Here is a 12534-nt window from a genome sequence, read left to right as displayed (position 1 = left end):
TTATATCTCTTCTCCTCTGCTTATTACTTCTGCCGCCAGCAACCGGTAGCTCTCCGCTCCCGCTGATCTGGAATCATATAAATTAATCGGCATTCCATGGCTGGGAGCCTCTGCCAGTCTGACATTTCTGGGTATAATGGTTTTATAGATATTCTGGTTTAAATTGTTTTTAACGCTCTCAACAACCTCCAGAGATAAATTTGTTCTGGCATCATACATGGTAAAAACCACACCTTCCATCTCAAGTGCAGGATTCAATTTCTTTTTTACCAAATTTACCGTTTTCAATACCTGGCTCAATCCTTCTAATGCATAATATTCACATTGAATTGGCACCAATACGGTATTTGCAGCTGTTAAGGCATTAATTGTCAATAGATTCAATGACGGAGGACAATCTATGATAATAAAATCATAGTGATTCTTGATTTTTTCAAGATATGTTTTGAGGAGTGTTTCCTTGTTTTCAATTTCCAATAATTCGATCTCTGCACCTGCTAAATCCACATTAGAAGGTAGCAAATCCAGGTTTTCCTGAACATTAGTGATCAAACATTCTTCAATTTCACACTCTCCTACCAGCAGATCGTATACGGTTCGCTCAATGGAACTCTTTTCGATTCCCAGTCCGCTGGTCTCATTTCCCTGTGGATCAAAATCCACAGCCAATACCCGCTGTCTTGATTCAGCCAGACAAGCAGATAAATTGATTGCGGTAGTCGTTTTACCAACTCCGCCCTTCTGGTTTGCTATCGCAATGATTCTTCCCATTTTTAATTTTGCCTCCTAATGAATCCATCGGATATGCTTGCTTATCCAGTTGATTCATAAATTCAAGGTTGAAAAATGTTCTTTTTCAACCTTTCCCTGTAACAACATCCGGAAATTGCAGTTCAAAGTAGAGTATAGCATACTTTATTTTTTTTTCCTATGGTTTCCTGTAAAAAAAATCTATAAAATATAAAAAATGTTTCACGTGAAACATTTTACCAGGTTTCTATTGTAATTCTGTCAGGTTTTTCCAAGTTTTAAGAATAAATTAATATGTTAGACGTTGTAAGTCCATATTGATTATATTATAATAAGAAAAGACTAACCTATTTCAGGAGGTATTGTATGAAGACAAAGAACAAATTATTGACCTTGCTAATTCTATCAGCCAGTACAGCTGTCACCACTGCTATCATTAATAAATGTATTAAATATTCCGCCACCTCCAAGAACGTATTATCTGATTCTAAAGCCCTTTGCTATAAGTGGCGATTCGGTAACATTCACTATACAAAAGCAGGAACTGGTAAGCCACTGTTACTCATACACGACTTAACTACCTGCTCCAGCGGACATGAATGGAATCAGATGGTAAACTATTTAAAAGAACAGTATACCGTATACACCATAGATCTTCTGGGATGCGGACGCTCTGAAAAACCGGATCTGACTTATACAAATTATCTTTATGTTCAGATGATCTCTGACTTTGTAAAATCAGAAATTGGACATCGTACCAATGTCATCGCATCCGGCTCTTCATCTCCCCTTGCTGTCATGGCCTGCAATCAGTCACCAGAATTATTTGATCAGATTATGCTGATTAATCCCGATTCCTTACTGACATGCAGTCAGATTCCGAACAAACATGGGAGAGCTTATAAATTTATTTTGGACTTGCCTATTTTGGGAACACTGCTCTATCACATTGCTACCAGTAAACAAACAATTATGGAAGAACTTTCCAATAATTATTTTAACCCCTATTCAGTTAATACTTCACTGGTTGATGCTTATTATGAATCAGCTCATTTGGGAGATTCCCCAAAATCCTTATATGCAAGCGTGAGATGTAATTATACTAAGTGTAACATTGTAAATGCCTTAAAGAAAATCAATAACAGTATTTATATCATTGGGGGATGTGAAATGGAAAATATTGATGAATTGATTCGGGAATACCAGATATATAATCCGGCTATTGAAAGTTCTTTGGTTAGTAACTCCAAATACCTTCCTCAATTAGAAAATCCATTTGAACTATATCGCGCTATTCAAATGTTCTTCGTTTAATTAATAATACAAAAAATGTTTCACGTGAAACATTCACTTCGTCAATGCAGAATAACTGCTCAAGGATGTTTCACGTGAAACATTTTACTTTAAGGGTTCTTTAGATGGTAAACCTGCTTTTCTTGGATACTTTTTAGAGATACCATTATTCTTAGCTATCTTAACCAATGAACGTTCTGCATCTGTTCCTGGCAATAAAAAGGTCTTTACTTCTTTTACCCCTCCGCCTAATAAGAATATGGCATGTTTTGCCGCTCCCAGCTCTTCCTCAATCTTTCCAGATTTATATGGAATAAAATAACCTCCAACCTTTACAAAAGGCATACAGTATTCCGATAACGTGCTAAGATTAGCAACTGCTCTGGAAACACAAAGATCATACTGCTCCCGATGAAGAGGATCTCTTCCCAGGTCTTCTGCTCTCCCGTGGATGGCCTCTATTTTTTCAAGCCCCAAACGAATGATGACTTCATTTAAAAAGTTTATCCTTTTATTCAAAGAATCCATCAATGTTATCTTTAAATCAGGAAATGCAATCTTTAATGGTATTCCAGGGAATCCGGCCCCTGTTCCCACATCAATGATTCTATAATTCATTGTTCCGATCTCATCTACTGCTTTTATCAGAGATAAACTGTCAACAAAATGCTTTGTGATCACTTCATCCATTTCTGTAATTGCAGTCAAATTCATGAATTTATTCCATTCTACTAATAATTGAAAATATTCATAAAATTGATTTATTTGATTTTCTTTTAATTCAATGGATAATAAGTTCAATTCTTCTCGGAGACTCTCTTCAAATGATCCTGTCATATAAAATTCCTCATTCTTTCTTTTCCAGGCTCTTCTGATAACGAAGCTGCTCCAGAAAAACGAGCAAAACAGATATATCTGCCGGTGACACACCGGATATTCTGGATGCCTGTCCAATGGACATGGGTTTATACAGATTCAGCTTCTGGATGGCCTCTCTTCTAAGTCCCTTAACGGTCGAATAATCAAATTCCACATCCAGCTTCTTATTCTCCAACTTTTTATACTGAATTACCTGTTGTCTCTGTCTGCGGATATACCCATCGTATTTAATATTAATATTGACCTGTTCTATTACATCCTCTAAAAGAGCCGGTCTGTTCTTATCAATTTTAGTTAACATAACATAATCAAGTTCAGGCCTTCTCACCAGCTCTGCCAATGTTGTGCCAGTTTTTAAAGGAGTGCTTCCGTTTTCTTCTAAGAATTCCTGCACTTCTCTGGATGCTCCTATATTAGTAGTTTCCAAACGCTTGATTTCTTCTTCAATCATCCGCTCTTTTAAAAGCAGTTTCTCATACTGCTCATCGTTAATTAATCCAATGTCATGACCGATTCCCATTAACCGAATATCCGCATTGTCCTGACGCAGCAACAGCCTGTATTCTGCCCTTGAAGTCATCATGCGGTATGGCTCATGATTTTCTTTTGTAACAAGATCATCAATTAAAACGCCAATATAGGCCTGGGAACGGTCCAGGACAATCTGCTCTCTCCCAAGAATTTTCATGGCTGCATTGACACCGGCCATAAATCCCTGGACAGCCGCTTCCTCGTATCCGGAGCTTCCATTAAACTGACCGCCGCAATATAATCCGCTGATTGGAAGGGTTTCCAAGGTTGATTTAAGCTGTATGGAATTGATGCAGTCATATTCAATTGCATAGGCATTTCTGACGATTTTCACCTTCTCTAACCCAGGGACTGTCCGGTACATGGCATACTGAACATCCTCAGGCAGAGAACTTGACATACCGCCTAAGTACATTTCATTGGTGTAAAGGCCTTCCGGCTCTACAAAGACCTGATGACGGTCCTTATCTGGGAATTTTACTACCTTGTCCTCAATGGATGGGCAGTATCTTGGCCCAGTTCCTTCGATAGCTCCTGAATATAAAGGAGAACGGTCTAAATTTTCCCGAATGATCTCATGGGTCTTTTCATTGGTGTAAGTAAGCCAGCAAGATATCTGTTCCTTTTGCAATGCTTCCCTATCTGTAGAAAAAGAAAAGGGTACCACCTTCTCATCCCCAAACTGCTCTTCCATCCTGGAAAAATCAATACTTTTCTTATCCACTCTGGCAGGAGTTCCCGTCTTAAAACGCAGCATTTCGATTCCATGCTCCTTTAGGGAATCCGTTAAATGATTGGCTGCCTTAAGGCCGTTAGGGCCTGTATACTCGCTTACATCGCCGTAGATGCACCTTGCTTTTAAATAGGTTCCTGTAGCCAATATGGCAGCCTTACAGCGGTAGACTGCCCCGGAAAAGGTCTTGACACCCGTAAGGGTTCCATCCTCTACAATGATTTCAGAGACCTCTGCCTGCCTTATGGTTAAATGATCCGTACTTTCCAGGGTCATTCTCATGGATCTGGAATATTCCTGCTTATCCGCCTGAGCCCTTAAGGAATGGACTGCCGGTCCTTTTGACTGATTCAGCATTTTGGATTGTATAAACGTTTTATCAATATTTTTACCCATTTCACCGCCTAAAGCATCAAGCTCCCTTACCAGATGACCCTTGGAGCTTCCGCCGATATTAGGGTTACAGGGCATCAGCGCAATGCTGTCCACGCTGACTGTAAACATAATTGTCTCAAGGCCCAGCCTTGCACAGGCAAGGGCCGCCTCACAGCCGGCATGGCCGGCACCGACTATGACGACATCATAAGACTCTTCTAAATGCTGCATTTCATTCTCCTTCATAATTCTCTACTTACCCATACAGAATTTCCTGAATATCTCTTGAACCAGATCATCCCCTACTGACTCTCCCAGGATGGTCCCCAACTGTTCATATGCATCCATTAAATCGATGGAATAAAAGTCCTCCGGCATCTCCTCTTTCACGCTCTTCTCTACCATAGATAGACTCTTAAGCGCCTCCAAAAGGGCATTCTTATGCCTTACATTTGTAATATAAACCTGATCATTAAAATCAATCTCACCCTGATAAAACATTGCCTTTATCTCATCTTCCAGATTTCCGATCCCCAACCGTTCCTTTGCAGAAATAGGAATCACCCGATGCCCGGTTCTATTTTTAAGCATATCCTCTGTCACAACAGGAATGAGATCTGTCTTATTTAAAAGGACGACTGCCTTCCGGTCTTCTATAAACTTTAATATTTCCTCATCATTATCATCAAGAGGACAGGACCCATCCACCACATAAATGATCAAATCCGCTTCCTGGGCCGCACTTCTTGCCTTCTCAACACCAATCCTTTCAACCACATCCTCCGTATTCCGGATTCCTGCCGTATCAATGATATTAAGGCTTAAGTCCTCCAGCCGGATCTGCTCCTTTAAGGTATCTCTGGTAGTTCCTGCAATATCCGTGACAATAGCTCGCTCTTCTCCCACCAAAACATTTAAAAGGGAAGATTTTCCTGCATTGGGCTTTCCTAAAATAACAGTCTCAATACCTTCTGACAGAACCCTTCCATTATCCGCGGATTTAATAAGAAGATTCAGTTCCTCTTTTAATGGCTTAAGCGCTTGTAAAAGAAGCTCCTGGTACCCATCCAGAGAAATGTGCTCCGGATCATCTAGTGCTGATTCAATAAAAGCGATATGATAAATAATTTTATCCCTCATATCTTTTATTTTCTTAGAAACAGCTCCCTCTAACTGGCTGACTGAAGACTTTAAGGCATAATTATTTTTCGCATTAATCACATCAATAACTGCTTCTGCCTGGGATAAATCCACTCTTCCATTTAAAAATGCTCTCTTGGTAAATTCTCCCGGCTCCGCAGGTACGGCACCATACTTTAACACAGTTTCTAAAATTCTCTTCGTTACAAGAACCCCACCATGGCAGTCAATCTCAACCGTATCTTCTGCCGTAAAACTTCTAGGCCCCCTCATGATCAAAACCAGTACTTCATCGATGACCTCATCCCCATCAATGATATGACCGTAATGAATGGTATGAGACGGCTCCTTTGAAAGTTTTTTTTCGTTTTTTCCTTTTCCCTTAAAAATCTTATCTATAATCTGAAATGACTCTTCGCCACTGATCCTGATAATCCCGATACCGGAACTGGACATAGCTGTGGCGATAGCCGCTATTGTATTCATTTTCATATTCAATCACCTGAATAACTTCCTATTTAAGAAAAGGGGTGAGGTGCCTTCCGACAGCCCCAACCCCTCATAATTATTTGCCTATTTCTCTTTTTCCTGATATCGCTCTTTTTTTGAATAATCCTTCTTCAAGGAAATAACAACATGCCTGAATGGATCCTCTCCCTCACTTCTTGTAACAACAAACTTGTCATTCTGAAGTGCGGAATGGATAATTCTTCTTTCATAAGGATTCATCGGTTCCAAAGAAACCGAACGCCTTGTCCGCTTCACTTTGTAAGCGATATTTTTTGCAAGAGTCTCAAGAGTTTCTTTTCTCCGCTCTCTATAGTTTTCCGTATCAAGCTTTACCCTGATATAATCCTCGTTTTCCTTATTAATAACAAGGCTAACCAGATATTGCAGGGAATCCAGGGTCTGTCCTCTTTTGCCTATTAAAATTCCCATGTCATCTCCCGACATATTAATGGAAAGTTCTTTATCCTTTTCATGATAAGAAGCTTCCATCTGGACACCTAAATCCATAGCGCCGAACATATCGGAAAGAAAGGTCATAGCCTTATCCTCCATGGTTTCTTTCTTTTTAGCACGGATGACAGCCGGCTTTGAACCGATAATTCCCAGAATACCATTACTGCCCTTATCAACAATCTCGTACTCCAGCTTATCACTGGTTGTTCCTAATTCGATTAATGCCTTTGTAATCGCTTCATCAACGGTTTTTGCTGAAACTGTAATCATATCCATAGGTCACCCTCCTATTTATTGTGCTTTTCGTTGTACTTCTCAACCATCCTCGCCTTTGATGCAATGCTGCCCTGACTTGCGGCTCCGCTGTTATAATAATCGCTGGAAGCCTTAACCTGCTCCTTTGTCCTCTCTGCCTTAGCATGATTCTCAGCTTCCTCTTTTTCATTGGCAGCCTGGAGACTTTTTAAATTGGCAGTAGCATTTTGGGCAACGCGCTGAGGAGGAAGTCCCTTCTTGGCACGCTTTTTATTAGCCTTTTCAACATTCCTCTTGATCATCTCATCCATATCAATGGAGTTTAAATGGCGGTTAACCGCAACCTGCTGGATGATCTGGAACACACTGGAGGCAATCCAGTAAATACCAATACCGGATGCAAAGGTGAAGCAGAAAAACACAGACATAAGCGGCATGACCGTATTCATGCTCTTCATGGACTGAGCCATGGCATTGCCTTCATCATTACCATTTTGAGGCTGGTTTACTGTCATCAACTTGGCACTGAACCACTGGCTGAGACCAGCCAAAATTGGAATGAGAATAGCAAGACTGAAATGGAAGCCGCCTCCTGGTGGAAACAGCACGCTGGATGGCGTAGCTGACAGATTGATTCCCAGGAATGAATTCATATGGGAAATCTGGGCTGCATTGACAGCAATGGTATCCTTAATGGTAGGAAATAATTCCTGCAAAGAATTCCACTGGGTCGGATTTAACTGATATAAGAAATCCACCATTCCATTGCTGGTTGTAAGGCTTCCGATTCTTGATACATTGATTTTATTGTCTGTGGCAAACTGTGTCAGCATCCCCACATGATCCACTCCAAGGGAATTTACAGCTGTCACTACATTTTCAAATACCATTTTAACGCTCTGTACATAGGCAGGAATATGATAGATAACCTGATACAGGGCAAAAAGTATGGGCATCTGGATAACAAGCTGCACACAGCCTCCTGTCATAGAAGTTCCATATTTTTCATAAACCGCCTGAACCTCCACATTCTGTTTTCTCATGGATTCCTGATCGGTTTTTCCTTTATATTTTGCCTGAATTGCCGAAATTTCCGGCTGCATAACGCTCATAAGCTTTGAAGATTTCTGCTGCTTTAATGTCAGCGGAAACATAAGAAGCTTTGTTACAAGAGTAAATAAAATAATGCACAAACCAATATTCTGGATACCAAACGTACTGGTCAGCTTAAACAGCCAATCCATAATAATTCCCAGAACGGTCGCAAACGGCCCCAAGATGCCTCCTACCTTAGTCAATACTAAGAATTCCAATGAACTACCTCCTCATCTGTTACGGAACTGGATCATAACCGCCTTTTGCAAATGGATTACACCGAAGTATCCTCTTGCAAGCCAAAAATGTACCTTTTAACACGCCATACTTTGTAAGTGCCTCAATGGCGTATTGAGAACACGTAGGCGTGTAAATGCAGTGAGTTCTTATTTTCAGTGGAGAAAGAAATTTCTGGTACCCTCTGATCAACAAAATCATAACTTTCTTTACCATAAGATCACTTCGATTCTTTTTTTAAAATGTTATGAAGTCCGCACAAGTGCAGATATGCACTTTCGATTGTTTTGTAATTTTCTTCCTTTGCCGCTGCTCTTACAACGACTACGATGTCTAATCCTGCCTCTACCATTTCCTCATGAAGCCTGAAACTCTCTCTGATTAATCTGGTTATATGATGCCTTACAACGCTGTTTCCTACCTTCTTGCTGACGGAGATACCGATTCTGGTCTCCGGCCTGTCCGTTTTCTTTACATACATGACAAGAAGTCTGTTGGCAAGGGATCTTCCGGTTTGATAAACCTCTTGGAAATCCCGGCTTTTCTTAATTGAATTAAAATGTTTCATGAAACTTTTTCCTATCTCTGTTTCCCAGGAATTTGAGAAAAGAAAAGGCCACAATTACTTGCGGCCTGGTCCATTAAGCTGATAATTTTGCTCTTCCTTTTGCTCTTCTGGCAGCTAAAACTTTTCTTCCGCCTGGAGTGCTCATTCTGGCTCTGAAACCATGAACTTTGGATCTCTGTCTCTTCTTTGGCTGAAACGTCATCTTCATAATCTACGGACACCTCCTCTTGTTACAATAGTTTATCATAGGCAATATGATGAAACATATTGAGACTATCTTAATTAAACATCGTTTCAATTATATAGAACAAAAGATGGTTAGTCAAGGGAAAAATGTATTTTTTCTATTAAAACCGACACTGCCCCGGCGTTTTTTCACGACATTTTAAATACCTGATCAGATGCATAACAAACACACATGCCCATATACCGGGAAAATACGATAAAGCCTGTTTTCAATCTACTAATCAATTCATTTATTCAGTATAATAAAATTGGAATATATTTCTATCTGATAATTGGATAGATATGGGTAAAAATGCCGTTTTGAAAGGATGGTTAGCCAATGAATCTTGAAAAAATCAAGATCAGAGACCCCTTTATACTAATAAATGAGGGGAAATTTCTGTTTCAATAAGTTCTCACACCTGACCCTTGGAGGCAAAATGTGAATATACAAACAAGTGTATCATTTCAAACTCCTTATGAACTTTTGCAAAAGCTCATGGACTCAGCCGAAAAATAACTGTTTGGTGCAATCGGAGAAACATGTGTTTTTGTTCAGCAGTACGATCCTTTTACAGGGAAACCATCCTTGGAATCCTTAGAGGGAATGCAAGATTCCTATGGCCCTGCCTATTTGAGGCCGGAAAAGACTTAAAGATTATTACATATATAAAAGGGAATCTATTAGATATAAGACGACTCAATACACATGCAGATATGAGACATATAAAAACATTTTTATAAGTAACAGAATAATATAAAGAGCCATTGCATAGCAATGGCTCTGTTTCGATCAGTGATTATCCCTTCATTACCTTAAATAACGCCTGGGTAACTGCCACAGTAAGGATTCCTGCTACAATGGCCTCCGGAATTCCATTGATGCATATAATTCCAATGATAACGGAGTAAATTCCTTCCGTCAGTCCCTTAGCTGCCTGTCCATATTCTTTTCCGAAAAATAAGTAAATCAGATTCATTACCAAAATCGTATTGGTTAATGATCCTGCTACTCCTGCGACCGCCAAAGCAATGGTCCTCTTTCCGCTTTTTTCGCCCAAAGCCTTTAATACCGCCCGGAATACATAATAGGCCACGATCCCCACAAGAATCCTGGGAACCATACAAATGATCAGGCTTCCTATATTCCCTCCGTACTCTCCTATTTTAATAAAAGGAGAAAATACAAAGGACGTGGCATTGGGCATGTAGGTATTTTTCCATAGACTCGTCAGTCCGAATACCATTCCCAAACATCCGCCATATTTTGGTCCAAGAATAATGGCTCCAATTATGACCGGAACGTGAATGATTGTGGCGTTCATAAATCCCAGGGGAATGTACCCAAAGGGCGTAAACGCCATGATGATGATAATGGCAACAAATACGGCTGCCAGTACCAAGCTACGGGTTTTGTTCTCAATATTCATTTTTTTACCTCCTGTGCTACTGTTCTTTTATAAAGATACAATGCATCTGGTTACACGAGCATTATATTATAGAAAGCTTTTATCCGTCAATCCACGTCAGGAAATTTTCGTCCATTTTGTTAATTTACATAAACTTATCAACATTATGGGGATAACTTGTGGAAAACTCTCTGGATATTATCTTGATAATTGTTGTTTTATTCACAGGCCTGTCCTTTCAGCCCATATAAATTCCCCGCTTCCGGGATGTGAATAACAGAACTTACCAAATTCACCTTTTTTGTGGACAACTCTCTCTCTGGATGATTATCAACACATCATTCACATGCAATACACATCCTCTGCACACACTTATCCACAATTTTTTACTATTATCATTGAAAATTATTTCAAAATAGTATAGAATGAACTGTAGATTGGGTAAATGCGCATATTTGCATTTTTATAAATGTAGGAGACATACAATGTTAGAAAAGTTAAAGGAAAAATGGGATGATATCTTATTTAATTTGAAAGAAGAACACGAAATTACGGACGTGTCTTTTAAAACTTGGCTTCTTCCGCTAAAAGTTTATTCTGTAAACGGCGAAAAAGTCATCGTCACGGTACCGGATGTGGAATTCTTAGGATACATCCGCAAAAAATACGGATTTCTTCTAAAGATCACCATAGAAGAAGTGACTGGATTCGAGTGTAGCGTTGATTTTGTTGTTGAAAATCAACTTCCAAAAGAGGCCGCGTCGGCCCCTGCAGGCAACACTCTTATTACCAATACCATAAATCCGGTCAGCCAGTCGGCCATCATAACCGCAAATTTAAATCCGAAATACATTTTCGATACCTTTGTGGTAGGTGCCAACAATAACCTGGCTCATGCCGCCTCTTTGGCTGTTGCAGAATCACCAGGTGAAATTTATAATCCTCTGTTCATATATGGAGGCGTAGGTCTTGGAAAAACTCACTTAATGCATTCCATCGGCCATTTTATCTTAAAGAATAATCCGGCTGCAAAGGTCCTCTACGTGACCAGTGAGAAATTTACCAATGAGCTGATTGATGCAATCCGTAATAAAAACAACTTCTCTCCTACGGAATTCCGTGAGAAATACAGAAACAATGACGTTTTGCTGATCGATGATATCCAGTTTATCATTGGTAAGGAAAGTACTCAGGAAGAATTCTTCCATACCTTCAATGCCTTATATGAGGCAAAAAAGCAGATTATTATCTCCTCTGATAAACCGCCTAAGGAAATCGAAACCTTAGAGGAACGGCTCCGTTCCCGGTTTGAATGGGGCTTAACTGTGGACATACAGTCCCCTGATTATGAGACCAGGATGGCCATCCTCAGGAAAAAAGAGGAAATGGAAGGCTATAACATTGACAATGAAGTCATTAAATACATAGCAACCAACATCAAATCCAACATCCGGGAACTGGAAGGGGCCCTGACAAAAATCGTAGCCCTCTCCCGCCTTGATAATAAGGAGATCACAGTAGAGCTGGCTGAAGAAGCATTAAAGGACATCATATCCCCCAATGACAAGCGGGAAGTCACGCCGGAACTTGTCATACAGGTAGTTGCAGATCATTATGGTATAACTCCTCTTGATATCTCTTCCCAGAAAAGGAACAAGGAAATCGTTTATCCACGTCAGATCGTTATGTACCTCTGCCGAGAAATGGTTGGAACCCCCTTGCAGATGATTGGAAAATACCTGGGAGGAAGGGATCATACCACCATCATCCATGGGATAGAAAAAATCACCGCAGAGATGAATAAGAACGATACTTTAAGTAACACCATCGAAATTCTTAAAAAGAAGATTAGTCCACAATAAGGTGTGTATTAGGTGTTAATTCCCTGTGGACAATTAAGGGCCTTAAAACGTTTCTCATCTGTTTGTGGATAACCTTAAAGTTTTCCTTAGATTTTGTGGACGTTATTCACACTGTTATGAACATGGAAACATCAACCTTTATATAGGTTATCAAGGCTTTTACACAAACCCACAGCCCCTACTACTAATACGACGGAATTTAACTATATCATCCATCTA

The 12534-nt window shown here is 39.8% G+C and carries 12 protein-coding genes; 2 read left to right on the top strand and 10 right to left on the bottom strand.

Annotated features, from left to right (window positions below):
- A complete protein-coding gene (locus ACHZES_RS14500; protein ID WP_025230638.1) occupies window positions 1-771 on the bottom strand; it encodes a ParA family protein in 771 nt (256 codons plus the stop codon).
- 345 nt (window positions 772-1116) lie between these two features.
- Here ACHZES_RS14500 and ACHZES_RS14495 point away from each other — a divergent pair, with 345 nt between their 5' ends.
- Window positions 1117-2064 carry an alpha/beta fold hydrolase gene (locus ACHZES_RS14495; protein ID WP_038284582.1) on the top strand — a complete coding sequence of 316 codons (948 nt, stop codon included), beginning with the start codon at window positions 1117-1119 and terminating at the stop codon, window positions 2062-2064.
- An 84-nt stretch (window positions 2065-2148) separates the two neighbouring features.
- Here ACHZES_RS14495 and rsmG read toward each other — a convergent pair whose 3' ends face one another.
- The 9 genes from rsmG to ACHZES_RS14450 all read right to left on the bottom strand — a co-directional run bounded on the left by rsmG (window position 2149) and on the right by ACHZES_RS14450 (window position 10474).
- Complete coding sequence (rsmG, locus tag ACHZES_RS14490) at window positions 2149-2880, bottom strand: 16S rRNA (guanine(527)-N(7))-methyltransferase RsmG (protein WP_395547271.1); 732 nt, start codon at window positions 2878-2880, stop codon at window positions 2149-2151.
- 10 nt (window positions 2881-2890) lie between these two features.
- Entirely contained in the window at window positions 2891-4792 is a 1902-nt protein-coding gene (mnmG, locus tag ACHZES_RS14485) for a tRNA uridine-5-carboxymethylaminomethyl(34) synthesis enzyme MnmG (RefSeq protein WP_038284578.1), read from the bottom strand.
- 21 nt (window positions 4793-4813) lie between these two features.
- The gene (gene mnmE, locus ACHZES_RS14480) at window positions 4814-6193 is read right to left on the bottom strand and encodes a tRNA uridine-5-carboxymethylaminomethyl(34) synthesis GTPase MnmE (protein WP_395547272.1); all 1380 of its coding nucleotides are present in this window, start codon (window positions 6191-6193) and stop codon (window positions 4814-4816) included.
- An 81-nt stretch (window positions 6194-6274) separates the two neighbouring features.
- Window positions 6275-6940 carry an RNA-binding cell elongation regulator Jag/EloR gene (gene jag, locus ACHZES_RS14475; RefSeq protein WP_038284574.1) on the bottom strand — a complete coding sequence of 222 codons (666 nt, stop codon included), beginning with the start codon at window positions 6938-6940 and terminating at the stop codon, window positions 6275-6277.
- 11 nt (window positions 6941-6951) lie between these two features.
- Window positions 6952-8232 carry a YidC/Oxa1 family membrane protein insertase gene (locus ACHZES_RS14470; RefSeq protein WP_038284573.1) on the bottom strand — a complete coding sequence of 427 codons (1281 nt, stop codon included), beginning with the start codon at window positions 8230-8232 and terminating at the stop codon, window positions 6952-6954.
- Window positions 8233-8251: 19 nt separating this feature from the next.
- Window positions 8252-8467 carry a membrane protein insertion efficiency factor YidD gene (yidD, locus tag ACHZES_RS14465; RefSeq protein ID WP_084719856.1) on the bottom strand — a complete coding sequence of 72 codons (216 nt, stop codon included), beginning with the start codon at window positions 8465-8467 and terminating at the stop codon, window positions 8252-8254.
- Between the two features lie 4 nt (window positions 8468-8471).
- Window positions 8472-8819, bottom strand: a complete 348-nt coding sequence (gene rnpA, locus ACHZES_RS14460) for a ribonuclease P protein component (RefSeq protein ID WP_038284572.1) — start codon at window positions 8817-8819, stop codon at window positions 8472-8474.
- Window positions 8820-8892: 73 nt separating this feature from the next.
- Window positions 8893-9027, bottom strand: a complete 135-nt coding sequence (rpmH, locus tag ACHZES_RS14455; protein ID WP_013274848.1) for a 50S ribosomal protein L34 — start codon at window positions 9025-9027, stop codon at window positions 8893-8895.
- 817 nt (window positions 9028-9844) lie between these two features.
- A complete protein-coding gene (locus ACHZES_RS14450; protein WP_395547274.1) occupies window positions 9845-10474 on the bottom strand; it encodes an ECF transporter S component in 630 nt (209 codons plus the stop codon).
- Window positions 10475-10938: 464 nt separating this feature from the next.
- On the opposite strand from ACHZES_RS14450, the gene dnaA reads away from it, so the two are divergent.
- Complete coding sequence (gene dnaA, locus ACHZES_RS14445; protein WP_038284567.1) at window positions 10939-12315, top strand: chromosomal replication initiator protein DnaA; 1377 nt, start codon at window positions 10939-10941, stop codon at window positions 12313-12315.
- Window positions 12316-12534: the final 219 nt, after the last annotated feature.

Origin of the sequence: Lacrimispora sanguinis (genome assembly GCF_044987295.1) — a bacterium.
In the GTDB taxonomy this organism is placed as follows: Bacteria; Bacillota; Clostridia; order Lachnospirales; family Lachnospiraceae; genus Lacrimispora; species Lacrimispora celerecrescens_B.
Note: the sequence above shows the minus strand (reverse complement) of the source record. Positions and strands in the feature narration are given on the sequence as shown.